Raw genomic sequence first — 24,577 nt, 5'->3', positions numbered from 1 at the left:
GGGTGGTAGAGAGAAGCGTATGACGACGCAGCCCCCAAGCGACCGGGTGAAGATCAAGATAGACGGCGTAGAGGTCATGGCCAAGAAGGGCCAGATGATCATCGAGGCCGCGCGGGATGCGGGCGTCTACGTCCCCTATCTCTGCTGGCATCCCATCTTGAAGCCCTACGGCGCCTGCCGCATGTGCGTGGTGGAAGTGAGCAACATGCGCGGCCTGCCCGCCTCCTGCCATACCTCCGTGATGGAGGGGATGGAGATCAAGACGAACTCCACGGCCATCGAGGATGTGCGGCGCGATATCCTGGGCCTGACCCTGGCGAACCACCCCCACGGCTGCCTCACCTGCTGGCGCACGGAGCACTGCGGCCCCAAGGACGTCTGCCTTCGCAACGTGAGCGTCATTGACCGCTGCGTGGTCTGCCCCCAGAACGAGCGGTGCGAGCTGCAGGACGTGGTCTACTACGTGAAGGTGAACGAGGTCCCGCTGCCCTATAAGTACCGCAACATCCCTCTGGAGACGCGGAACCCGTTTATTGACCACGATATGAACCTGTGCATCGTTTGCGGGAAGTGCGTGCGGGCCTGCGCCGAGGTGGAGGGGGCCAACGCCATCACCTTCCAGAAGCGCGGCAACGATGTGGTGGTCGTCTCCTCCCTGGGCGGCACGCTGGCCGATTCGGGATGCACCTACTGCGGCGTCTGCGTGGATGTCTGCCCTGTGGGCGCCATCACGGAGAAGGACAGCAAGTGGGCAGGCGCGGCGGACAACTATGTGACCTCGGCCTGCTCCAGCTGCAGCGTCGGCTGCTCCCTCAACCTCAATGTGAAGAAAGAGAAGCTCATCCGCGTCACCCACGATATCGAAGGGGAAGGGAGCCACGGCGCGGAGTGCGTCCAGGGCAAGTTCGGCTACAAGTGGGTCTACAGCAAGGACCGCGTGACGAAGCCGATGGTGCGCCAGGGCGGCCAGCTGAGCGAGACGACCTGGGAGAGCGCCATCGAGATGATCGCGGCCCAGTTGCGGCGCTATAAGCCCGATGAAGTGGCCTTCCTAGCCTCCCCCAAGGCGACGAACGAGGATAACTTTGTCCTGCAGAAGTTCGCCCGGGCGGTCATCGGCACATCCAACATTGACTCCGTTGACCCGCTCTTCCCGCGCCAGGCGCTGGCGGGGATCGAGAATGCCTTCGGCACGAGCGCGGCGACGAACCCTATCTGGGATCTGCGCGATTCCAAACTCATCTTAGTCGTTGATGCTGATCTGACGTTCGAACATCCTGTGGCGGCGCAGCAGGTGAAGGAGGCCGTCCGCAGGGGGGCGCACCTCATCGTGCTGGACCCGCGGGATACGGAGCTCGGCCTCCAGGCCACGGAGAAGCTGGTCTGCAAGCCGGGAAGCGAAGTCGCCGTCCTGGGTGCGATCGTGAACGCCATCCTGGCCCAAGGGCTCCAGGACAAGCAGTTCATCGCCGACCGCACGCTCCAGCTTGCCGAGCTGCAGGAGTCGCTTAAGGCCTTCACGCTGGAGGCGGCGGAGCAGGCGTCGGGCATCGCGAAGGCGCGGCTGGAGCAGGTCGTCCGGCTGGTCTCCTCGCGCAAGCCCGGGGCTTTCATCCTGGGCGGCGCGCTTGCGGGCGATTCGCCGGAGATGGGCGCGGCGCTGGCTAACCTGGCGATGCTGACGGGCAACATCGGCAAGCGGGGCGCCGGGCTCTATCCGATGCTGGGCGAAAGCAACAGCCAGGGCGTGGCCGATATGGGCTGTCTGCCGGACATGCTGCCGGGCGGCCTGCACATCGAGGCGGCGGGCGCGTGGCTGAAGGCGCGGGATCTGTGGGGCGAGCGCGTCCCGAACAGGCCGGGCCTGGGCTATCGCCAGATCCTGAACGGCATCCGCCAGGGGAAGATCAAGGCCTTGGTGGCGATAAGCGAAAACGCCTCGACGGCGCTCAATGCCGATGGCGAACTGGGCGCGGCGCTATCTAAACTCGAATTCCTTGCGGTGCAAGACACCTTCATCACTGGCATGGGGGGACATGCGAACGTGGTCCTGCCGATGGCCTCCTTCGCGGAGCGCGACGGCACGTATACGAGCCTTGAGCGCCGCATCCAGCGCGTCCGGCGGGCGATCAAGCCCGTCGGCGAGTCGAAAGAGGGCTGGCAGGCCCTTTCAATGGTCGCCCGGAAGCTGGGCGCGCGCGGCTTCGACTACGCGGACCCTGGGGAGATCATGGCGGAGATCTCCAAGCTGGCCCCGACCTATGCGGGCGTGGACTACCAGCGCCTGGAGAGCTCGACGGTGCAGTGGCCCTGCCGAGGGGCAGGGGACCCCGGCACGCCGATCCTTCACGCCGACCGATTTCTCGGCGGGCTTGGGCGCTTCCAGCCGATGGCGCTTCCCGCCCACGCGCAAGCGCAGGGCATGACGGCGATGCTGTCCATCTTCCGCGAGGTCGCGGGGACGGTTGAGCTGAAGCATGAGAGTTGGGTGGAGCTGAACGCCTCCGATGCGCGCCACCTGGGCATCGCGAGCGGCGACAGGGTGATGATCAGCGCGGCGACGCTGGGCACGATCGAGGCGAAGGCGCACGTGAACGGCCGCGCGCAGGCGGGGACGGCGCTGGTGCGCCTGCCGCACCACACAGTGGTGACGGATGTGCTGAACAAGGCGACGCCAGGGAAGCTGCAGCCGTTCACGAAGGCGAAGCGGTTCGCGGCGCAGATCAAGAAGGCGTAGGGCTTGTAGACCCTTCGCTTCCCGGAAGTTTACGGAAGGCTCTCCGAAGGTACGGAGTCTCCGATAAGGTAACAGTGTAGGCGGCCACGAGTGGCCGCCTTTTTTACGGGTTGCGGCCGAGGCCGGCGAGGAGCTTGGCCTGTTTGGAGGCTGTGGGAGAAACAAAGATGGGGGGCTTGAAGGCGCCGGACTTGGAGAGATCGGCGAAGCCGGGGGCGAAGTTCTCGTAGCAGGCGTCCACCAGGTCAGCAGGCAGGTTCGTGTCCTGTCCCGTGGCCTTGGCGAGGTCCCAGCCGTGGGTGAGGTTGTCCATGAAGAGGACCATGAGGAAGTTGCCGCCGGGCATCTCGCCCATGGGAGTGCGGACCCTCTTGTCCATGGCGCCGGGCTTGGAGACGGCGGCGAGGGCGCGATGCATGGCGGCATCGTACTGGGCGAGGGAAACGCCGGCCTTGGCGGCCTGATGCTCAGCGTTGGTGAGGTGGCTCACATCGAAGGAGTGAGCGGTCATGGCGACGCCGCCGGCGATGTGCTGCATCAGCTCGCGGACGTTCCACTTTTCGCAGGGGGTCGCGTTCTCCAACTGGTCGGGCTTGACGGCGGCGAAGACCCTTCTGGTATTGCGGACGGCCTGTTCATAGAGCTCAACCGGGCCGAGCATCGTTGCTTTCGACATGGCGCATTCCCCCTCGACAGATATCGGGGAGATTTTACCACAGGCGGCACCATGCGCTTCGCGCCCGCCGCAGGGTATGATGACGGGCTATTATGACATCAGATGCGCACAAGAGACTCGTTGCGCCGTGCGTGATCGCCTGCCCGGCGGAGATAGACGTGCCGCGCTACATCGGGTACGTGGAGGAGGGGAGGTTCGCCGAGGCGGAGGCCGTGGTGCGCGAGTCCATCCCCTTGCCCGTGGCTTGCGGGCTCATCTGCTACCGCCCCTGCGAGCCGTGGTGCCGCCGGGGCATCATGGAGCAGCCGGTGGCGATCAATGCCATCAAGCGAGCGGCGTATGAGCATGGGAAGGAACTTGGGGACCAGGAAGACAGGAACGTTGGAAAGATTGCGAAGGCGACGGGCAAGAGAGTCGCCATCATCGGCGGGGGCCCTGCGGGCCTGACGGCGGCCTACTATCTGGCGCGCCGGCGCGGGCATAGCGTGACGCTCTATGAAGCGATGCCGGAGCTTGGCGGGCAGCTGCGCTACGGCTTGCCGGAGTACAAGGCGCCGCGCGATGCGCTGCGCAAGGAGATCGAAGGGATCACTGCGGTGCGGGTTGAGGTGAGGTTGGGCACGCGGGTAAGGGATGTGGAGGCGCTGCTGCAGCAGTACGATGCGGCGCTGATCGCGGTGGGACAGACGGTTGCGAAGGCGATCCCCGGCCTGGAGAAGGCGCGGGCGGCCTCGGAGTTCCTCCGAGAGGTGAACGCGGGTCGCGCGCCGAGGGTGGGCGATCGCGTTGTGGTCATCGGCGGGAACAACGTGGCGGTGGACGCCGCGAGGTGCGCCGTTCGCCTGGGGGGGAAGGATGTGCGCATCGTCTTCGAGGGGGAGCGAGTCGCGGCGCAGGCCTACGACTTCGAGATAGCGGCGGCGGAGGAAGAGGGCGTGCGATTCATCGAGAAGACGCTGTTGAAGGATGCGCCTCCGGCGGAGCTTGTGCTCGTGGCCGCCGGGGAAGAGACAGGCATTCCCCAGCAGTGGGGAGTTACGACCACATCTCGCGGGGGCATCGGCGTGGACAAGGAGACGCAGATGACGGCGCGCCGAGGGCTCTTTGCCGCAGGGGATGCGGTGACCGGGCCGGACAGCATCGTGGAGGCGATGGCGCAAGGGAAAAAGGCGGCCATCGCGATAGACAAGTTCCTGGGGGGAGATGGCGATATCAGCGAGTCGTTCGCGCTCGCGCCGGGGAGCGAGATGACGATGCCGGCGCATCTGGCGGAGCAGGGGAAGCCGGTGGTGGCGATGCCGCTCGTGGACCTGCGCGCCAGGAAGAGGAGCTTCGCGCTGGTGGAGCAGGGGTATACGAAGGAGGAGGCGATCGCGGAGGCGCGGCGATGCGTGCGGTGCGACCTGTGGCGGGCGAAGGTGCCGGAGGTCTGGAGCAAGAGGGAGGAGAGGAAGTGAAGGGGGAGGATAGGTTCAGGGAGCGAGGAGCAGGGTTCCGGGGAAGAGGATTTATCCACAGATTACACAGATGAACACAGATTAGTAGGTGGGAAGAGTTAAGAGGGTTTATCCACGCAAAGTCGAACCGGGCTAGAGGCTGTGCGGTCGGGTACAATGGCAGGCCCAATGTCCATCACGCCACTGCGCCAGCAATACCTCCGCATCAAGCGGCAGTTTCCCGATGTGCTGCTGCTCTTCCGCTTGGGCGATTTCTACGAGACGTTCGACGACGACGCGCGGGTTGCGGCGAGCGCGCTGAGCATCGCACTGACGGGGCGGGAGATGGGGAAGGGGCAGCGGGTGCCGATGGCGGGCATCCCGGCGCATGCGCTGGACAACTACCTTGGAAGGCTCCTGGCGAAGGGGCACAAGGTGGCGATCTGCGAGCAGACGACGGACCCCGAGGAGTCCAAGGGACTGGTGGAGCGGGAGGTGGTGCGGGTGGTGACGCCGGGGACGGTGGTGGAGCCGAATCTGCTGGAGCAGAAGGCGAACAACTACCTGGTCTCAGTGGTTGTGGAGGGCGGGCTGGCGGGCGTGGCCTACGTGGATATCACCACCAGCGAGTTCGCGGTGACGCAGCTGCCCCTGGAGCAGCTTGCAACGGAGCTGGAGCGGCTTACGCCTGCGGAGCTGCTGCTGCCCAAGGGAACGACGATTCCCGAGCTGAAGATCGAAGTGACGCGGACGGCCAGGGAGGCGCAGGACTTTTACCTGGAAGACGCCACGGAGCGGCTGCTGAGGCACTTCGGCGTGACGACGCTGGAGGCCTATGGGTGCGCCGACCTGCCCCTGGCGGCGCGGGCGGCCGGAGGCATCCTGGCGTACCTGACGGAGATGCAAAAGACGTCTCTGGCGCAGGTGACAGCGCTCTCCACCTATTCGGCTTCGGCCTATATGGCGCTGGACCCGCAGACGCGCCGGAACTTGGAGCTGACGCAGGGCGGCAGATGGGGAGCGGCGCAGCATTCGCTGTTGAGCGTGCTGGACCTGACAAAGACGGCGATGGGCGGGCGGCTTCTGCGCCGGTGGCTGAGCCAGCCGCTCTTGGACCGGCGGGCGATCGAGGAGCGGCTGGATGTGGCGCAGTGGCTGGTGGAGCATGCGACGCCCCGGGCGAAGGCCATCGCTACCGTCGGGCGCATCTCTGACCTGGAGCGGCTGGTGAACCGGGCGCGAGCGGGGATCGCGACGCCGAGGGAAGCGGTGGCGCTCCGTCGCGGGCTGGAGCTGTTGCCGGAGCTGCGGGAGGTCTTCGGGCAGGAGCCGCCGACGGCGGTGGAGGGCTTGCGCGCGAGGCTGAGGCCGTGCCAGGAGGCGGTTGACCTGGTGAAGGCGGCCATCGTGGAGGAGCCGCCGGCTATGGTGGCGGACGGCGATGTGATCAAGCCGGGGTTCAACGAAGAGCTGGACCATTTGCGGGAGGCTTCGCGGAATGCGAAGTCGTACCTGGCGAACCTGGAGCGGCAGGAGCGGGAGAAGACGGGCATCAAGTCGCTGAAGGTGGGGTACAACCGGGTCTTCGGCTACTACATCGAAGTGAGCAACGCCAACCGGGGCCAGGTGCCCGAAAGCTATGTGCGGAAGCAGACGCTGGTGGGGGGCGAGCGGTATATCACGCCTGAGCTGAAGGAGTACGAATCGCTAATCCTGAACGCGCAGGAGCGGATGCTGGAGATAGAGTCGGCGCTCTTCAAGCAAGTCCTACGGCAGCTGGCCGGGTACGGCGACGCGATCCTGGGGACGGCGGCGGCGGTGGCGGAGACAGATGTCTTTGCCGCCTTCGCGGAGACGGCGGCTCGGGGGAACTATACGCGCCCGGTGCTGACGGAGGGCGACGAGCTGCGGATCGTGAACGGGCGGCACCCCATCGTGGAGCGCAGCATCCCGCTGGGCGAGTTCGTGCCGAACGACACGGAGCTTTCAGGCAAAGAGAGCCAGGTGGTGATCCTCACCGGGCCGAACATGGGCGGGAAGTCCACCTATCTGCGCCAGGTGGGGCTGATCGTGCTGCTGGCGCAGATGGGCTCGTTCGTGCCTGCGGACAGCGTCCGGATGGGGATCGCGGACCGGGTCTTCACGAGGGTTGGCCTGCAGGACGACCTGGCGACGGGGCAGTCCACGTTCATGGTGGAGATGGTGGAGACGGCCCATATCTTGAACAACGCCACGCCGCGATCGCTCATCATCCTGGACGAGATCGGGCGCGGGACGAGCACGTACGACGGGCTTTCCATCGCGCGGGCGGTGGCGGAGTTCATCCACAACCACCCGCGCCTGGGGGCGAAGACGCTCTTCGCGACGCACTACCATGAGCTGACGGAGCTGGCGCAGGTGCTGCCGCGCGTGAAGAACTATCACGTCGCCGTCTCCGAGGAGGGTGGGAAGGTGGCCTTTCTGCACAAGATCGTGCCGGGGGCGGCGGACCGGAGCTACGGCGTGCATGTGGCGCAGCTGGCGGGGATGCCGAAGCCGGTGATCGCGCGGGCGCAAGAGGTGCTGACGACGCTGGAATCGGAGAAGGCGGGACGGCCGAGGCGGATGAGGGCGGAGGCGCCGCAGGTCCAGGTGCAGATGCGGCTCTTCGCGCAGCAATCGAAGACGCTCGAGGAGCTGAGGCGGCTGGACGTGAGCGGGATGACGCCGCTGGAGGCGATCACAAAGCTCTACGAGCTGCAGGAGAGGGCGAAGGCGGGGGGCGGGGCGTAAGGGGTTGAAGACGACAGGGCCATCGGCGTAGTTGGCCTGCTCGTGGCACCGTTCTTCGACAGCGAAGCTTAGGCCCGTCGGAAATGCGGGAGCACGACGCCGGGCTTGACTTCCGTGAAGACGACATGGACCGGCATGCCGATCTTTATCTCCTTCGTCGGCACGTCTAATAGGTTGCTGACGACCCGGACGCCCTCAGACATCTCCACGAGCACGAAGTTGTAGGGCACCAGCGTTTGCAAGGCCTTATTGCCGCTCGGGTGGTTGGGAATGGCGTAGCTATAGATCTTTCCCGTCCCCTTGGACTTCACCCACGTGAACTCGCCGGAGCCGCAGTCCGGGCACATGGGCCGGACCGGATAGCGAAAGACGTGGCACTTGCCGCACTGCTGGATCAGAAACTCATGCCGCTTGCAGCCTTCCCAGAACGGTGCGGTGTCGTCGTCAGGCAGGGGTATGGAGGACGGGAAATCGGTTTTCAGGCCCAGGTCGGCTTGTGTCAGCTGTTTGTCCATGGCGTTCACCTTCTGAGGATGAGGGTGCTGCTGGGGTCGTCCGCCGCGCCGCATACGAGCGTCAGCTCGGCGTCTTTCACCTGGGCCGTTGAGGTCCCGCGTATCTGGCGAACCGCCTCCGGGATCAGCTGCACGCCGTGGATATAGCCCTCCGAGAGGTTGCCGCCGGCGGTGTTGATCGGCAGCTGTCCACCGAGCTCGATGCGGCCGCCCTCTGCGAAGGCGCCTCCCTCTCCCACGCCGCAGAAGCCGTAGGCCTCCAGGGCCATGAGGACGAGCGGCGTGAAGTGATCATAAAGCTGCGCGCAGTCTATATCCTTGGGCTCAACGCCGGCGATGGCGTAGAGATTCTTCGCGCTTGCCGCCGCTTCATGGGTCGTGGTCATGGGCGTGCGATGGATCGCGGTGGGCGGCGGCCACACTGGCTGTCTGCCTGCGCCCTGGGCGGCGGCGAGGATATAGGCAGGCCGCTGTTTCAGGTCCTTAGCCCGTTCAGCGGTGGTGACGATGAAGGCTACTGCACCGTCCGTCTCGAGGCAGCAATCGAAGAGGCGGAGGGGTTCGCAGATCATGCGGGAGCCGAGGTGCTCTTCCATGGTCAAGGTGCGGTTGTGCATCACGGCCTTGGGATTGCGATTGGCATGCTTCCTGCAGGCCACGGCGACTGCGCCGAACTGTTCCGGCCTGATATTGAAATCGTGCATGTAGCGCGTCACCGCAAGGGCGCGCCGGTGGACCGGGGTCACGATGCCGAACGGGGCAAAGAACTGCTCCAAACCGGCTGAGCCTTCCTTGCCCGACCAGGAGCCGAACCGCCGCCCTGACGCCGTTCGCAGGGAGCGGTAGCATGCCACGTAGTTCGCTTGGCCGGTGGCTACGGCCATCATGCCGAGGAGCGCAGTTGCGCAGGCGCCTCCTCCGCCATAGCTTGTGGTCGCCCAGTACCTGATGTTCGGAAGGGCCAGGGCGTTGACGAGTGGGATAGGGGAGGCAACATCAGAGTCGAAGCAGACGAGGCCGTCAAGCTCGTTGGCGCCCAGTCCCGCGTCCGCAATGGCGGCATGTATCGCTTCGGCGGCTAATCGAAGCTCGCTCCTGCCTGCAGCTTTGGAGAACTCGGTTGCGCCGATGCCGACGACGGCTGTCGTATCGCGAAGGGGGCGTGATGATTGTGAAGGCATATGGGTGATCTCCCGGAGGCCCTATCGGTGGCGAATGATTCCGGCACGATGGGCCGGCCGTTCGCAGAGCGGGCAATCTACGCTCCTACGATCGCAGGATGGCGGGAGGTGAGTATGACGAATTGCAATAGGGACGGCAACACTGCGCACCGTTGGGGGATCGCCTGACCGTGGGATTTTCTCTTGGAATGATTCCCGGTCAGCGACAGATACAGGCGCTTCCCGGTAGGCACTTTAGTGGAGGCATCGTAGGCGACGCGTTCCTTGCACGGCCCTGGCGCCTTCTACAAGACGCGGCTGAACCAGAAGAGGGAGAGGGCCGCAGCGATGACCATGAGTGCGACGGCGGCTGCGGTGAAGATGAAGGTGATCTCCGTCTGCGCGCTCTTGAAGACGAGCCGGGTGCTCAGGTTCTTGTAGATCTCCTGCAGGTCGGTGGCGCTAGTGGCGTTGAAGTATTGCCCGCCGGTTGCCGCGGCGACCTGTTTCAGCGTCTCTTCGTCCAGCTGAACGCGGGCGGAGCGGCCTCCCACATTGAGGATGGCCCCGCCTGGGGTGCCGAGGCCGATGGTGTAGACGCGCAGTCCCCGATTGGCGGCCTGCGGGGCGACATCTATCGGACGGGGGCCGACGGTGTTCTGGCCATCGGTGAGGAGGACAACGATGACCGATTCCGTGGAGCCGGGAGGGACGGGCGGCAGAGCCGTGGGGGTCGGCGTGGGAAGCGCGCGAGGGTCGCGGAAGCCGAACTGGGGCTGAGGCGGCGGGATGTTGAAGGCGGCGTTGATGGACATGAGGAGGCCGCTGCCGATGGCGGTGCCGCGTTGGGGCAGGAGTTGGGCGATGGCGCTTGTAACGGCGATCTTGTCCACGGTAGGCGGCTGGACGATGAAGGCGCCATCGCTGAAGGAGACGACGCCGATGCGGACGTTCTTGGGCTGGGTGTCCACCAGGCTGAGAGCAGCCGTTTTCGCCGCATCGAGGCGGCTGGGCTGAACGTCCTCGGCGCGCATGCTGCCGGAGACATCTATCGCAAGGATGATGGTGCCTTCGCGCGATGGGAGCTTGAGCTCCCCCTGAGGGCGCGCGATGGCGACAATCATGACGGCGATGCCGAGCAGGAAGAGGGTAGGCGGGATGTGGCGCCTGATGCCGGGGCCACGGCCCAGCGCATCCTTCACGAGTGAGAGGCTGGCGTAGCGCACGGCGAACTTCCTGCGGCGGCGCTGGAGCCAGACGTATAGGCCGACGAGCGCCGGGACAAGGAAGAGGAGCCAGAGCAGGTTAGCCCAGATGAAGCTCACGGCTGACCCCCGGCAGCGGGCTTGGCGAAGGCGGCGGGAAGGGCCTTCCGCTGTTTGCGCAAGCGGGCTTGGCGCACGATTTCCCGGGCGAGATCGTCCCTGGTGGATAGCTCAACGGCGTCTACGCCCGAGCGGCTGAGGGCGGCCTTCAGCTGAGTTTCACGTCGCAGGGCAGACTCCACGAAGCGTCTCCGGAAGGCGCGGTCGTGGGTGTCCACCAAAAGCTGTTCCCCGGTCTCGGCATCTTGGATGCGCACGAGCCCCACATCGGGCAGCTCCATCTCGCCTGGGTCGTGAAGGCGGACGGCGAGGAGCTCGTGGCGGCGGGCGAGGATGGCGAGGGAGCGCTCCCAGCCGGGGGCGCTGAGGAAATCGGAGAGGATGAAGATGAGGGAGCGGCGCTTGATGAGGCGGAGACCTTCGGTAAGGAGCTTGGAAAGGTCCGTCGGCGGCGAAGTGGCGCGCTTCGGCTGATCGAGCATCGCCTTCGTCATGCTCAGCACCTGATGGCGGCTGTTCCCGGCGGGGACGACGCCGTCAATCTCGCCGCTATAGAAGATAGCGCCGACGCGGTTGCCGTGGCGTGTGAGGAGCCGCGAAAGCACGGCGACGAACTCGATGAGGACGTCGCGCTTGGTGCGCTCCGCCGCGCCGAAGTCCACGGAGGGGCTGAAATCGAGAAGGAACCAGGCGGTCACTTCGCGGTCTTCCATATATTGGCGGACGTAAGGGGCGTTCATGCGGGCGGTGACGTTCCAATCTATATAGCGAACGTCGTCCGTCAGCTCATATTCTCGGATCTCGGCCAGATCGAGGCCGAAGCCGTGAAAGAGCGTGCGGTAATCGCCCTGGAGGAGGCCGTCCAAGCGGCGGATGACGGTCCAATCGAGCCGCTGGAGGAGTTTCTCAGCGTTGCGCATGGGACTCCTCGGCGGTGCGAAGGGGTTGTGTGGGCTGGGGCACGAGGCGGAGGATGCGCTGGAGGACGGCATCGGCCGAGAGGCCTTCCGAGACGGCCTCATAAGCGAGGACGAGGCGGTGGCGCATCACGTCTAGGGCGAGATCGGTGAGGTCCTGGAGGACGGCGTAGGAGCGGCCGCGGATGAAGGCCATGGCGCGGGCGCCGACGACAAGATTGATGGAGGCGCGGGGGCTGGCGCCGTACATGATGTAGCGGGAGAGCCCGGCATCGCCGAACTTGCCGGGTTCGCGGGTGGCCGAGGCGAGGCGGACGGCGTACTGGATGAGGGCGGGATCAACGTAGACGGCCTGGCTTTCGCGCTGGAGCTGGAGGAGGCGCGCCGTGGTGACGACGGGCTGGACGGCGGCCATCGCGCCGGTGACCCGCTCGACGATGACGTACTCCTCGGTCTCGCTCGGGTAGCTGACGAGGACCTTCATCATGAAGCGGTCAACCTGGGCCTCAGGGAGCGGGTACGTGCCTTCGGTCTCGATGGGGTTTTGGGTGGCCATCACGAGGAAGGGCTGCGGCACCTTGTGGGTCTCGCCGCCGATGGTGACCTGGCGCTCCTGCATCACTTCCAGGAGGGCGCTCTGCACCTTGGCCGGGGCGCGGTTGATCTCATCGGCCAGGAGGAGGTTGGCGAAGACGGGGCCGAGGGAGGTGCTGAATTCGCCTGTCTTCTGATTGAAGATGCGCGTGCCGACGAGGTCGGCGGGGACGAGATCTGGCGTGAACTGGATGCGCTTGAAGGTGCCTTGGATCGCTTCGGCAAAGGTCTTGATGGTGAGGGTCTTGGCGAGGCCCGGCGCGCCCTCCACCAGGAGGTGGCCCTGGGAGAGGAGGGCGACGAGGACGCGCTCGAGGAGGTGGTCCTGGCCGACGATGACCTTCTTCACTTCGTACAGGACTTGCTCCATGACGGGAGCTTCCTTGGGGTTCACGATTTTCTGGTTCGTCATGACGCCTCCTCTGATTTTCGGGCTGGCCTGAGGCCAGCGCCTACGGTTTTCCGGGCGCGCCTGAGGCGTGCCCCTACTCTAATACCAGGGCGGGCCGCCCGCGCCGCCTGCGGCTTCTATGGGAACGGCGTAGCCGACGCCGACGAATGCGCCTTCGTTCTTTGGGTTCGTGAGTCCGGTGACGATGCCGACGACATCGCCGTTGCGGTTGACGAGGGGGCCGCCGGAGTTGCCGGGATTCACTGCCGCATCGAATTGGATCATGTTGGTGAGGTTGCGCCCGGAATTGGGCTCGCGGAAGGTCCTGCCGAGGCCGGAGACGACGCCGGAGGAGAGGGAGCGGGAGAGACCGAAGGGCGCGCCGATGGCGACGACGTGATCGCCGACGCGCAGGCCGGCGACGGGGGCGAGGGTGGCGGCGCGAACATCATCGGGAATCTCGGCGGCCCGGAGGATGGCGAGATCGCTCTCCAGTTGGGCGTTGACGACGACGGCGGGAGAGCGAGTGCCATCGGCGTAGTGGATCGTAATCGTCCCGGCGTTCTGCACGACATGGTAGCTCGTGAGGATGATGCCGGCCTCATCCACGATGACGCCCGAGCCGATGCCCCTGGCGCCCGCTGGAGCGCCGGGCTGAGGGTCATCGGTCGTGATGGTGACGACGGAGGCGGCAAGCATGGCGAAGATAAGGGATTCGTTCGAGGGTGCGGGCGTAGCCGATTCTAGGTGCTCCTGGATAACGGCCTCGATATCCCCCCGAGTGACTTGCCGCGGCGGGTCTTCGGTCGCCTTATATAGAAGGAAGCCAACGAAGGCGATGAGGATGCCGAGGGCGACAAGGGCGATTGCGCGGAAGCGTCGGAAGGCGGCGGCGAGGCGCCGTCGGAGGCCCACGCGGGGCGGGGGTGGCTGACCCGGATTGGCGGGCGGCTGAGCGGGTGGCGTGGGGCCGATCCGCTTATGCATCATAGGCAGTGCACGCCTCTCGGTATGGACGCTCGTGCGGCAAACGAGGCCTGAGCGCTGTTCGGCGATGAGGTCAGTAGATAGTACGACCCGTTTCTTAGAATCGGATTTGAGGGGCAATACTAGGGGTCACTCATCGGTATTGTCAACGAGAGCCGTCCCGTCCTCCCCTGGAAGCATACCGTCGGTTTGCTAGAATGTGTGCCCTGCCATGCCCATCCGCCTTCTATCCCAGGAGACAGTCGCGCGCATCGCCGCCGGAGAGGTGGTGGAGCGCCCTGTCTCGGTGGCGAAGGAGCTGATCGAGAATGCGCTGGACGCTGGCGCCAAGCAGGTGGACGTTGAGGCGCAGGGCGGCGGCATCGCGCTCCTGCGGGTGGCGGACGATGGCTCAGGCATCGCACCCGGTGAGCTGGAGATCGCCTTCCAGCGGTACGCCACGAGCAAGATCGAGTCATCAGAGGACCTGGAGCGCATCGCGAGCCTGGGATTCCGGGGCGAGGCGCTCTCCAGCATCGCGGCGGTGGCAGATGTGACGCTGGTGACGCGGCGGAAAGAGGACGTGGGCGGCTCGTTCATCCGCGTGGCGGACGGCGAGGTGAAGGAGCGGGGCCGGCGCGGCGCGCCGCAGGGGACATCGGTCACGGTGAAGCACCTCTTCCGCAACGTGCCTGCGCGTTTGAAGTTTCTGAAATCGAACGCGGCGGAGGCGGGGCGCATCTCCACCCTGGTGAGCCAGTATGCGCTCGCCTATCCTGAGGTGCGCTTTAGCCTCACGATTGACGGCAGGCGCGTCTTCGCCTCCCAGGGCAGCGGCGACCTCCGCGACGCGCTGACGCGGCTCTATGGCCTGGAGGCGGGAGAGGCGATGCTGGCGGTGGAGCACCGCGAGGAGCTGGGCGGGTCGGAGCTGGGTGTGCGGGGGATGGTCAGTTCGCCGGGCGTGACGCGCGCGAGCCGGAACTACATCACGATATTCGTGAACCGGCGCTTGGTGCAGAGCCGGACGCTCTCCTACGCCGTTCTAGACGCCTACCAGGGCCTGCTGATGACGGGGCGCTATCCCATCGCGGCGCTGGACCTGACGATTGACCCCTCGGAGACGGATGTGAATGTCCATCCCGCGAAGATGGAGATCAAGTTCCGGGACGAGGGGATCGCCTTTGCCGCGATACACCATGCCGTGCGAAATGCCCTTGCGGCCAGCGGCATCGCGCGGCCTGCCCAGGGGATGACGCCTGCGCCCGTGCCCGCGCCTGTGACGAACGCACCGGCGGCGCACACGCCCCTTTCGCCTGGGGCGGTGCAGCCCGTCTGGCGAGCGCCGGCGCCTGTGAAAACAGGCGCGCCTATCGCGCCGCCTGCGCCCGCTGCGCCAAGCGTTCAGGGTGAGCTGAAGCTGCCGATCCTGCGAGTTCTGGGGCAGATGCGGGAGACGTTCATCGTGGCTGAGGGGCCGGACGGGATGTATCTGATAGACCAGCACACGGCCCATGAGCGCGTGCTCTTTGACCAGCTGCGCAAGGCGAAGCGATCAGGGGCGGTGAAGGCGCAGGGCATGCTGCAGCCGGTGACGGTGGAGTTGACGCCTCAGCAGGAGCGGTTATTGGAGGAGCAGGGAGCAAGGATCCGCGACTACGGCTTCCAGGTGGAGCCGTTCGGCGAGCGCACGGTGTTGGTGCGCGGCGTGCCTGAGGCGCTCGGCGCCCTTTCGCCTGCGCGGGCGCTGCGCGATGTGCTGGACTATATGGAGTCGGAGGATCTGAAGGGCTACGACTGGGAGGACCGGCTGATCGCCAGCGTGGCCTGCCACGGCGCGGTGCGGGCGGGAAAGACGATGACACAGGCGGAGATGCAGGAGATGCTCCGTCTCCTGGAGGCGGCGGAGAATCCGCATTCCTGTCCGCACGGGCGGCCGGTGCTCCTGCGGATGACGACGGCGCAGTTGGAAAAGGACTTCTGCAGGAAGTAGCGTCCCACCTCTATGTTGCCCGGGCGGACAGCCCTATCCCCTCAGCGGAAGAGCGCATTCCAGCGCGCCTTGCTCCGGTGGTACGCGAAGGGCCACCGAGACCTGCCGTGGCGAAGAACGCGCGACCCGTACGCCATCCTGGTCTCCGAGGTGATGCTGCAGCAGACGCAGGCCGACCGCGTTGCGCCCAAGTACCTGGCGTGGATGGCCCGCTTCCCCAACTTCCAGGCGCTCGCCGTCGCGGCGACGAGGGAGGTCATCCGTGAGTGGTCGGGGCTTGGGTACAACCGTCGCGCGGTGAACCTGCAAGCCATCGCGCGGGAGGTTGTGACGCGGCACGGCGGCAGGCTGCCTGGCGATAGCGGATCGCTGAGGGCGTTCAAGGGGATAGGCGCCTATACTGCGGCGGCGGTGGTCTGCTTTGCCTTTGACGGGACGGCGCCTGTGGTGGATACGAATGTGCGGCGTGTACTGGGACGCATCGTTCTGGGCGGGCGGGCGGCATCGCCCCGGAAGATTGATGCGATCGCGGAGGCCGTGCTTCCGCGATCGCGGGCATACGAGTGGAACCAGGCGATGATGGAGCTTGGGGCGACGGTCTGCCTTTCCCGCGCGCCCCGGTGCGGCGACTGCCCGGCGCGCCGTATCTGCCGCGCGGCGCCGACGATCCAGCGGGTGCTGGCGAGGCAGGTCAGGGGGAAACAAGCGCAGCCGTTCAAGGGTTCGCGGCGCTACTACAGAGGCCGAGTCGTCGAATATCTGCGCGCGCTCTCCAGCGGCAGAGGGGCGACGATGGAGGATTTGGCGAAGGCGCTGGGAACGGGCAACCCGGACCCAAACTGGGTCGTAGACTTGGTGAGCGGGCTGGAGCGGGATGGGCTGGTGACGGTGCGAAAGAGGCGAGTGGCGCTGCCGGAGTAACGGCTAGAGCTTGATGGGCTTGGGAGGGATGCGGCAGCGCTCGGCGTTGACGACGGAGAGCAGTTCGTGGACGGCCTGATCCAGGCTATCGTTCACGATGGCGAAATCGAACTCCACGATGCGCTCCATCTCCTGGCGCGCGGTATCCAGGCGCGTGCGGAGGCTGGTGTCCGATTCGGTCATGCGCCAGCGGAGGCGGCGCTCCAGCTCCGGCATGGAGGGCGGGACGACGAAGGTCATGACGGCCTGGGGAACGGCCTTTTTGATAGTCGCCGCGCCCTGGACATCGGCTTTGATGATGACGTCCTTGCCGCCGGCGAGGGCGTTGTGGACCTGGGCCTTGGGGACGCCGTACCAGTTGCCGTAGACGTTGGCGTACTCGAGGAACTCGCCGCGCTTGATCATCTCCTCAAAGGTTTCCCTGGCGAGGAAGTGATAGTCCACGCCTTCGGTCTCATTCTGCCGCTTCTGTCTGGTCGTGGCGGTGACGGTGAAGTGGATGGGCAGGGCCATCAGACGCATCTTGTTGAGCATGGCGTCTTTGCCGACGCCTGAAGGACCGGAAAGCACGATAAGGACAGGTGTGCGACGGAGATAGGGATGCACGGAGGGTTAGTCCTCGGAGTCGTCTTTTTTCGCGGCCCAGGCGGCAAGGGCGCGAACGCCGTTGCGGTCGGCGATGAGGCGGCCGACGATGGTGCGCGGGGAGATGGCGGAGAGCATCACGTGGCCGGAATCGAGGACGAGGACGGCCTTGGTGCGGCGGCCGTTGGTCATATCGAGGAGCTGGCCGCGATCCTTGGCGCTGCTGATCATGCGATGGGTGGGGGAGGAGAAGGCGCCGCGGGCGCCTGAAGCCCCAGGGAGAATAGCGACGAGCCGTTTGGCGGCGACGACATTGTCGAAGCCGATATGTAGGAGCTCCGCCTTCATGCCGCCGAGCGTCCCCTTGGCCTAGCCGAATCTTGGCGTTCACTATAGAGCATGGTGTCAGGAAAGGCAAGGCGAACGCGGCGCGCCGCGCGCCGCCGCTTCTCTTGACATGCAGCCCATGCAAATCTACGCTACGAAGGCTTTTTCACAGAGAGGATACCCCAATGGATTTCCGACTTTCCGCCGAAGACGAAGCCTTTCGCCAGGAGGTCCGCGCCTTCCTGCTCAAGGAGCTGCCCAAGGACTGGGTCGGCACGATGGACGAATCGGGCACGACGGACCGGCCCGAGGTTGAGAAGCACATGAAGAGGAAGCTGGTGGAGAAGAACTGGCTGGCCCTCCCGTGGCCGAAGAAGTACGGCGGCTACGGCGCGGACATCATGAAGCAGCTGGTGATGAACGAGGAGATGGGCTACTACCGCGCGCCGGGACGAGACGGCCAGGGGATCGGGCTCATCGGCCCGTGCATCATGGTGCACGGGACGGAGGAGCAGAAGAAGGAGCACCTTGGGAAGATCGCGCGGGGCGAAGTGGTCTGGTGCCAGGGCTTCAGTGAGCCGGGGGCCGGCTCCGACCTCGCTTCGCTGCAGACGCGGGCGGTGGCGGACGGCGACGACTACGTGATCAACGGCTCCAAGATATGGACGACGCTGGCGCATAAATCGGACTGGATACACATCCTCACGCGCACGGATTCGAACGCCCCCAAGCACAAGGGCATCACCTACTTCCTGCTGGACATGAAGACGCCGGGCATCGAGATCCGGCCCCTCATCAACATGGCGGGCGGCCACGGCTTCAACCAAGTCTTTTTCAACGATGTCCGCGTGCCGAAGCGCAATATGCTCGGCGACCTGAACCGGGGATGGTACGTGGCGACGACGACGCTCGACTTCGAACGCTCGATGATCGGCTTCTCCGCCGGGATGCGGCGGACGATGGACGATGCTATCGCGGCGCTCAGGGCGATCACGATCAATGGCAAGTCGCCGCTGCAGGACCCGCTGGTGCAGAACAAGCTGGCCGACTTGACCGTGGGCATCCAGATCAGCCGCGTGCTGGCCTATCGGGTGGCGTGGATGCAGCACAAGGGCCTGGTACCGAACATGGAGGCCTCAGTCAACAAGTGCTACTCCACGGAGCAGAGCCAGCGGCTGGTGCGCACGCTTCTGCCCATGTTCCAACTCTACGGGATGATCGCGCCCAAACAGAAGCACACCGTCATGCACGGCCGCTTGGAGAACACCTATATGACGACGATCCCGGCCACCATCGCGGCGGGAGCATCGGAGATCCAGCGCAACATCATCGCGACGCGCGGCCTCGGGTTGCCGAGGTAGCGGCGCACCTCCGGCCCGGTCACCGCGCCTTCCTTCCGGTTCTTCCCCAGAGCCGGGCCGCCCTTCCCACTTGGCTAGAATAGTGTCCTTATGAGCACACAGGACGTCCCCCGCCAGGTGGAGTTCATTGACGATGCGGCCGGCTTAGAGGCCCTTGCGCGCGCCCTGGCGAAGGAACGGCGGATCGCCTTCGATATGGAGTCGAACGGCTTCTTCCGCTACCCGGAGCGCATCTGCCTTATCCAGATTGCCTCAGCGCAAGGCATCTTTCTCGTTGACACCGCGGCTCTGGAATACGTGGAGCCCTTGGGCGCGGTGCTGGCGGACCCGGGCATCGAGAAGATCATCCACAGCGCCGACTACGACCTTCGCAGCCTCGACCGGCAATGGGGCTTCCGGGTGCGCCTCATCTCCGATACCAGCGTCGGGGCGCATTTCTGCGGCTTGGACAAGCTTGGATTGGGGACGGTGGCCGCCCAATTCCTTGGGGTGATGCTGGAGAAGGAGAAGAGGCTCCAGCGTGCCGATTGGGGCGTGCGGCCGCTTTCCCAAGAGGCGCTGGACTACGCCGCGGCGGATGTAGCCTATCTCCTGCAGCTGCGGGACGCGATTTCCGTGAAACTGGCGGAGCTTGGGCGCACGGCCTGGGTGGAGGAGGAGTGCCGCCGTCTGGAGGAGATCCGCTACGAGGGAGACGCCTCCCCGGAGACGGCCTACCTTTCCGTGAAGGGGAGCCGGACGCTGGACGGGCGCGGGCTCGCGGTGCTGAAACGCCTCTATCTTCTTCGCGAGAAAGAGGCGCTGCGCAAGGGGCGGCCGCCCTTCCGCGTCTTTGGGAATGATGTGCTGCTGCACATCGCGGCGAACCCCAAGGCAGAGCTGAAGGATGCCCCTGGGATGACGCATCTGCTGCTGGAGCGCTACGGGAGGGCTATCAAACAGGCGATGGAAGAGGGCCTGGAGGCGCCGCCTGAGAAGAGGCCGCCGCCGATGCACCCGTTCCTGCCGAGGCCGACGGCGGAGCAGCTGGCCCGGATGCAGAAGCTGCGGGCATGGCGCAACGAGGTTGGGAAGCAGCTAAGCCTGGACCCGGCGCTGGTGTGGCCCATGGCGAGCCTGGATCGCTTGATGCGAACGCCGGAGCTCTTCGACCGGGAGTTGGCCTTGCCCGATGTGCGGCGATGGCAGGCGGCGGAGTTCGGGGCCTCGCTGCGGGCGGCGCTGGGCGGTTAGGCCTTGCCGCGGGCGGCGGAGGCGGCCTTGCCGGCGACGGCGACCTTCCCTTTGGCTTCCGACTTCCAGGCGTCGCGGACGGCCTGAGCGACGGCGGGGACGACGGTCTTATCGAGTGCCCAGGGGATGACCTTCTCGGGAGTGGGCCTCTTCACCAGCGCGGCCAGGGCCTTTGCGGCCTCCACCTTCATGCGCGAGGTGATGCGCGGCGCGCGCACATCCAGGGCGCCGCGGAAGATGCCGGGGAAGGCGAGGCAGTTGTTGATCTGGTTGGCGAAATCGCTCCGGCCGGTGCCGACGATCGCCGCGCCGGCCTTCTTGGCCAGGTCAGGCATGATTTCCGGCACGGGGTTCGCCATGGCGAAGATGATGGGGTCTTTGTTCATGGAGCGCACCATCTCCGGCGTGACGATGCCTGCGGCGGAGACGCCGATGAAGACATCGGCGCCTTTGAGGGCGTCGGCGATGCCGCCACGGATATCGCGGGGGTTCGTCACTTCGAGCATCTTCTTTTTGACCGGCGTGAGGTCGGTGCGGCCCTTGTGGATGGTGCCCTTGGTGTCCACGAGGGTGATATCGCGGGCGCCGGAATCCAGGAGGATCTTGGTCGTCGCCCAGCCTGCGGCGCCTGCGCCGGACATCACGATCTTCACGTCCTTGATCTTTTTCCCGGTTATGGCTAGGGCGTTGATGAGGCCGCCGAGGGTGACGACGGCAGTGCCGTGCTGATCGTCATGGAAGACCGGGATGCCGAGGTCTTGGAGCGCCTCTTCGACCTCGAAGCACTTGGGGGCGGCGATATCTTCCAGGTTGATGCCGCCGAAACTGGGAGCAAGGTAGCGGACAGTCTTGACGATCTCCGCAGGGTCCTTGGTGTCCAAGCAGATTGGGATGGCATCAACTCCTGCGAGGTTCTTGAAGAGGATGGCCTTCCCTTCCATGACGGGCATCGCGCCAAGGGGGCCTTGATCGCCGATGCCGAGGACGGCGGTGCCGTCTGAAACGACGGCGACGGTATTGGCGCGGTTGGTCAGCTCGAAGGAGAGGGACTTTTCGGCGGCGATGGCAAGGCTGACGGCGGCGACGCCGGGCGTGTAAGCGACGGAAAGGTCCTCTATGGTCTCAAGGGGCATCTTGGAGACGATAGCGACTTTGCCTTTGGTCTCCCGATGGCGCTTGATGGAAAGTTCACCGTAATTCATGGGCAATAGGCCTCCTAAGCGGACGAACACTATACCAGAACAGGCCCTGCTGACCTAGGGGTGCAGTGCGGCTGCATCTTGTTGCCGGGGTTATGCGCCCGCTTTGAGCTCGGCCCGGCTCCTCAGGAGACGCACGATATTCTCCCGGCTCAGAACGCCGACGACGCGCTCGCCATCCAGCACAGGGACCTGATTCACGTCGGCGTTATCCATGATTTCTATTGCTTTGAGCAATTCGTCTGATTGCTTGACAGTGGCAACCTTCCCCACGGGAACCATCACGTCTGCCACGCGGGTCTCCCGGCGCTTTTCGCGCGACACCTTGCGGATGTCCTGGAGGCTCAGGACGCCCTCCCACTTCTCCGCTTCGCCGACGAGGAAGAAGCGCTTGCCGGAGAAGTTGATGTAGCTATCTATCAACGTCTGCAGGTCTATGCGCTTGAAGATGAAGGAGGTGTCCCTGGACATCACTTCGCGCACGTAGATGCCTTCCAGGGCCTGGCGGATGGCGACTTGGGCGTAGCTCTGGGAGGCGGCGTTCTCCAGGAACCAGCCGATGAAGGCGATCCAGAGGCCGCTGGAGAGATCGTTGTACCAGAAGGCGCGGATGACGCCGATGAAGATGAAGAGATAGCCGACGCCCCGCCCGACCGTGGTGGCGAAGCGGGTGGCGCTGACGAAGTTGCCCTTCACGGCCCAGACGATGGCGCGGAAGACGCGGCCGCCGTCCAAGGGAAAGCCGGGGATCATGTTGAATGTGGCGACCATGATATTGATGCTGCCCAGATAGTAGGCGAGCCCGGCGATGGAGTCGTTGCGATCGCTGGCGGCGAAATAGATGCCGAGGAAGATGCCGCCGATGGTCAGGCTCACCAGCGGCCCAGCGAGGGCGATGAGGGCCTCCACCTTCGGCCGCGGCGGGTCCTTGGCTATCTGGGCGACGCCGCCGAAGACGAAGAGGGTGATGCTCTTGACGCCGATATCGTACCTCTTGGCAACGAGGCTGTGGCCGAGCTCGTGGGCCAGGACGGAGGCGAAGAAGAGCAGGCTGGTGAGGATGGCGACGCCCCAAGTTTGGAACCCGCTCCATCTTGGGAATTCGCTGGGAAAGTAGTTGCTCCCCAGGATGCCGGTGATAAGGATGAAGACGATGAACCAGGTGTAGTGGACGCCGATGGGTATGCCGAAGATGCGCCCGATCTTTATGGAACTGCCGAACACGGACGGCCTCCTCGCTGCTGCGAGGCATCATTATATAGAAGCGGTGTTACTGGCGGATGGGCGCAGGGCCTTCCATGAGCCCGTTGATGAGGAAGTCGGAAGGATCCTGCTACCGCGCGGCGCGCTTGTAGGGGCCGGAGCCGATGGCCGTGAAGCAATCGCGCGCCTTTTGGGGGACGATGGCCTTGCGGTGGAACTCTTCATCGTAGATGCGCGTGCCCTTGATGGCGGGGCGGACGGGGTCCCAGCTCTGCACCTTGGCCTTGGAGGCGATGGAGAAGGTCCAATAGTTGCCTGCATAGGTGGCCAGGGGCGCGGCGTAGAGTCCGACGGACGGAAAGACCTTGCCGAGATAGCCCTGCACTTGGTTGATGAAGACGATGTGGTAGTGCAAGGACTCCGTCTGCATGGCAAAGAGGCCGTTGGGCGTGAGGACGTTCGCCGCGGTCTTGAAGAAGTCCTGAGTGCTCAGGGTCTTCGCCGGGCCCACGGGGTCAGTAGAGTCCACTAGAACGGCATCGAAGCGCTCGCCGGTCTCGCGCATATACTTCGCGCCGTCCATGTTAAGGACGGTGGCCCTGGGCGATTTGAAGGCCACGGCCACCTGGGGGAAGAAGCGCTTGGACGTTTCGATGACGAGGGCGTCTATATCAATAAGGACGGCCTTCTCCACGGTGGGATGCTTGAGGGCTTCGCGGAGGGTGCCGCCATCGCCGCCGCCGATGATGAGGACCTTTTTCGGCGCCGGGTGCATGTGGAGCGGCACGTGGGCCAGCATCTCGTGGTAGAAAAACTCGTCGCGGTCCGCGAGCTGGACCACATCGTCAATGGTCATGATGCGCCCGAAGAAATCATGCTCGAAGACTTTGACGTGCTGGTAGGGGCTCTTCTTGGAGAAGAGACGCTTGTTCACCTTGTAGCGGTAGTTGATGGGCGCAAAGGGATCAGACTCGGCGAACCAGAACTTTGGCATCGGTGCTCTATCCTACGATGATGGTGCGGGGGCTGGGAAAGCCGTTGAAGTCCGTGCCGTAGCAGGTGGTGTAGGCGCCGCATGCGGGGATGGCGATGCGGTCGCCGACTTTCACCTGGGGCAACATGACGTCTCTGGCGATGGTGTCCATGCTATCGCAGGAGGGGCCCGCGAGGGTGCACTGTTCCACGGGGCCGGGCGCTTCGCTCAGGTAGCGGTACTTGATGCCGCCCAGGGCTTCAGCCAGGCCCTGGAAGATGCCTGTGTCTATGTAGACCCAGCGCGTGCCGTCGCGATCGGCGACGCCGACCACGGTGGTCACGATGGTGCCGGCGCGGGCGATCATGGCGCGGCCGGGCTCCAGGAAGGTCTCCGTGCCCGCGGGGAAGAGGGCGTCGCGCGCGGCGTAGACCGTCTTCGCGATCTCCTGCACGCTGGGGAATTCGGGGTTCGTGTAGTAGACGGGCATGCCGCCGCCAACGTTCAGCGTGGTGAGGCGGATGCCCTTCTTCTTCGCCTTGTCCCAGAGATCGCGGACCACTTGGAGGGCGATGGGCCAGCCCTTCAGCTGGCGGTTCTGGGAGCCGATGTGGAAGGTGACGCCCGCCGTCTTGAGGCCCTTGGCCTTGGCGAGCAGGAGAAGCTGGAGCGCCAGCTCCGGCCCCACGCCGAACTTCTTGTCCAGTGGCCATTCGCTGCCTTCGTTCGGCACCGTGAGGCGGACGCAAGGGCTGGAGTTCGGAGCGAGTTCGGCGAGCTTGTCAATCTCGGCTTTGGAATCGTAGACGAAGTGGCGGATGCCTGCGGCGTAAGCTTCCTTGATGAAGAGCGGCGACTTGATGGGATTGCTGGTGATGATGCGGTGGCCGGGTACGCCGATGCCTTGCAGGATGCGAAGCTCGCCCAGGCTGGAGATTTCGAAGTCGCAGCCCAGGGCGTGCAGCTCGCTCAAAACGTCCGGGTGGGAGTTCGCCTTGATGGCGTAGCAGATGCGGGAGCCGGTGAAGCTGCGCTTGAATGCGAGGAAATCTTCGCGGAGAACGTTGCGATCAATGAGGAGAGCGGGAGTCTCAGGCACGCTCGCGAAGAGGTGCTTGAGATTTTCTATTGACGGCGCTGCATGTGTGAGCAACGGGGCAACCCCTCCAGACTTTCCAGATGGGCCCGCCCGTCACCGGGTGGTGGGCTGCGGAATCGCGGATGAATTTTCTACTACAATACCATCGAGTTTTCATAATCACAATAGTTTTCACGACGAATTTATGAAACAGT

The 24,577-nt window shown here is 65.1% G+C and carries 20 protein-coding genes; 7 read left to right on the top strand and 13 right to left on the bottom strand.

Annotated elements, in window-relative coordinates; translation table 11 throughout:
* Positions 1 to 19: 19 nt before the first annotated feature.
* Positions 20 to 2,737, top strand: coding sequence for a 4Fe-4S dicluster domain-containing protein (locus FJ039_01060; protein ID MBM4404764.1), 2,718 nt, complete (start codon positions 20 to 22; stop codon positions 2,735 to 2,737).
* 103 nt (positions 2,738 to 2,840) lie between these two features.
* On the opposite strand, the gene FJ039_01055 is transcribed toward FJ039_01060, so the two are convergent.
* On the bottom strand, positions 2,841 to 3,413 hold the full coding sequence (locus FJ039_01055; GenBank protein MBM4404763.1) for a TIGR03086 family protein: 573 nt from the start codon (positions 3,411 to 3,413) through the stop codon (positions 2,841 to 2,843).
* A gap of 92 nt (positions 3,414 to 3,505) precedes the next feature.
* Between FJ039_01055 and FJ039_01050 the strand changes: the two genes are divergently transcribed.
* Both FJ039_01050 and mutS read left to right on the top strand, forming a co-directional pair.
* Positions 3,506 to 4,870: an FAD-dependent oxidoreductase gene (locus FJ039_01050; GenBank protein MBM4404762.1), complete on the top strand. Its 1,365-nt coding sequence runs from the start codon at positions 3,506 to 3,508 to the stop codon at positions 4,868 to 4,870.
* A 168-nt stretch (positions 4,871 to 5,038) separates the two neighbouring features.
* The gene (mutS, locus tag FJ039_01045; GenBank protein MBM4404761.1) at positions 5,039 to 7,621 is read left to right on the top strand and encodes a DNA mismatch repair protein MutS; all 2,583 of its coding nucleotides are present in this window, start codon (positions 5,039 to 5,041) and stop codon (positions 7,619 to 7,621) included.
* A gap of 68 nt (positions 7,622 to 7,689) precedes the next feature.
* On the opposite strand, the gene FJ039_01040 is transcribed toward mutS, so the two are convergent.
* The 6 genes from FJ039_01040 to FJ039_01015 form a co-directional block, all read right to left on the bottom strand.
* Entirely contained in the window at positions 7,690 to 8,190 is a 501-nt protein-coding gene (locus FJ039_01040) for a thiolase (GenBank protein MBM4404760.1), read from the bottom strand.
* Positions 8,142 to 9,317 carry a lipid-transfer protein gene (locus tag FJ039_01035; protein ID MBM4404759.1) on the bottom strand — a complete coding sequence of 392 codons (1,176 nt, stop codon included), beginning with the start codon at positions 9,315 to 9,317 and terminating at the stop codon, positions 8,142 to 8,144. Before FJ039_01035 ends, FJ039_01040 begins: the two co-directional genes overlap by 49 nt.
* 284 nt (positions 9,318 to 9,601) lie before the next feature.
* Positions 9,602 to 10,621: a VWA domain-containing protein gene (locus tag FJ039_01030; GenBank protein ID MBM4404758.1), complete on the bottom strand. Its 1,020-nt coding sequence runs from the start codon at positions 10,619 to 10,621 to the stop codon at positions 9,602 to 9,604.
* Entirely contained in the window at positions 10,618 to 11,541 is a 924-nt protein-coding gene (locus tag FJ039_01025) for a DUF58 domain-containing protein (protein ID MBM4404757.1), read from the bottom strand. The genes FJ039_01030 and FJ039_01025 overlap by 4 nt, the downstream gene beginning before the upstream one ends.
* On the bottom strand, positions 11,528 to 12,502 hold the full coding sequence (locus FJ039_01020; GenBank protein ID MBM4404756.1) for a MoxR family ATPase: 975 nt from the start codon (positions 12,500 to 12,502) through the stop codon (positions 11,528 to 11,530). The genes FJ039_01025 and FJ039_01020 overlap by 14 nt, the downstream gene beginning before the upstream one ends.
* 120 nt (positions 12,503 to 12,622) lie before the next feature.
* Positions 12,623 to 13,510 (bottom strand): trypsin-like serine protease, encoded by an 888-nt coding sequence (locus FJ039_01015; protein MBM4404755.1) that lies wholly within the window; start codon positions 13,508 to 13,510, stop codon positions 12,623 to 12,625.
* A gap of 211 nt (positions 13,511 to 13,721) precedes the next feature.
* Between FJ039_01015 and mutL the strand changes: the two genes are divergently transcribed.
* Together mutL and FJ039_01005 are read left to right on the top strand one after the other, a co-directional pair.
* Positions 13,722 to 15,482, top strand: coding sequence for a DNA mismatch repair endonuclease MutL (mutL, locus tag FJ039_01010; protein MBM4404754.1), 1,761 nt, complete (start codon positions 13,722 to 13,724; stop codon positions 15,480 to 15,482).
* Between the two features lie 12 nt (positions 15,483 to 15,494).
* Entirely contained in the window at positions 15,495 to 16,403 is a 909-nt protein-coding gene (locus FJ039_01005; GenBank protein ID MBM4404753.1) for an A/G-specific adenine glycosylase, read from the top strand.
* A gap of 3 nt (positions 16,404 to 16,406) precedes the next feature.
* Here the strand turns inward: FJ039_01005 and FJ039_01000 are convergent, their stop codons facing one another.
* Together FJ039_01000 and FJ039_00995 are read right to left on the bottom strand one after the other, a co-directional pair.
* Complete coding sequence (locus tag FJ039_01000; GenBank protein MBM4404752.1) at positions 16,407 to 17,009, bottom strand: guanylate kinase; 603 nt, start codon at positions 17,007 to 17,009, stop codon at positions 16,407 to 16,409.
* A 6-nt stretch (positions 17,010 to 17,015) separates the two neighbouring features.
* A complete protein-coding gene (locus FJ039_00995; protein MBM4404751.1) occupies positions 17,016 to 17,336 on the bottom strand; it encodes a DUF370 domain-containing protein in 321 nt (106 codons plus the stop codon).
* 164 nt (positions 17,337 to 17,500) lie between these two features.
* Here FJ039_00995 and FJ039_00990 point away from each other — a divergent pair, with 164 nt between their 5' ends.
* Positions 17,501 to 18,676 (top strand): acyl-CoA dehydrogenase, encoded by a 1,176-nt coding sequence (locus FJ039_00990; protein MBM4404750.1) that lies wholly within the window; start codon positions 17,501 to 17,503, stop codon positions 18,674 to 18,676.
* 90 nt (positions 18,677 to 18,766) lie between these two features.
* Positions 18,767 to 19,909 carry a hypothetical protein gene (locus tag FJ039_00985; protein ID MBM4404749.1) on the top strand — a complete coding sequence of 381 codons (1,143 nt, stop codon included), beginning with the start codon at positions 18,767 to 18,769 and terminating at the stop codon, positions 19,907 to 19,909.
* Here FJ039_00985 and FJ039_00980 read toward each other — a convergent pair.
* The 4 genes from FJ039_00980 to FJ039_00965 all read right to left on the bottom strand — a co-directional run bounded on the left by FJ039_00980 (position 19,906) and on the right by FJ039_00965 (position 24,437).
* The gene (locus FJ039_00980; GenBank protein ID MBM4404748.1) at positions 19,906 to 21,111 is read right to left on the bottom strand and encodes an NADP-dependent malic enzyme; all 1,206 of its coding nucleotides are present in this window, start codon (positions 21,109 to 21,111) and stop codon (positions 19,906 to 19,908) included. The genes FJ039_00985 and FJ039_00980 overlap by 4 nt on opposite strands.
* Positions 21,112 to 21,201: 90 nt before the next feature.
* Positions 21,202 to 22,332 (bottom strand): site-2 protease family protein, encoded by a 1,131-nt coding sequence (locus FJ039_00975; protein MBM4404747.1) that lies wholly within the window; start codon positions 22,330 to 22,332, stop codon positions 21,202 to 21,204.
* Between the two features lie 109 nt (positions 22,333 to 22,441).
* The gene (speE, locus tag FJ039_00970; protein ID MBM4404746.1) at positions 22,442 to 23,305 is read right to left on the bottom strand and encodes a polyamine aminopropyltransferase; all 864 of its coding nucleotides are present in this window, start codon (positions 23,303 to 23,305) and stop codon (positions 22,442 to 22,444) included.
* 7 nt (positions 23,306 to 23,312) lie between these two features.
* Positions 23,313 to 24,437 (bottom strand): type III PLP-dependent enzyme, encoded by a 1,125-nt coding sequence (locus FJ039_00965; protein ID MBM4404745.1) that lies wholly within the window; start codon positions 24,435 to 24,437, stop codon positions 23,313 to 23,315.
* Between the last annotated feature and the right edge of the window lie 140 nt (positions 24,438 to 24,577).

The sequence above is a fragment of the Chloroflexota bacterium genome, from assembly GCA_016875535.1.
GTDB lineage: Bacteria > Chloroflexota > Dehalococcoidia > SHYB01 > SHYB01 > VGPF01.
Note: the sequence above shows the minus strand (reverse complement) of the source record. Positions and strands in the feature narration are given on the sequence as shown.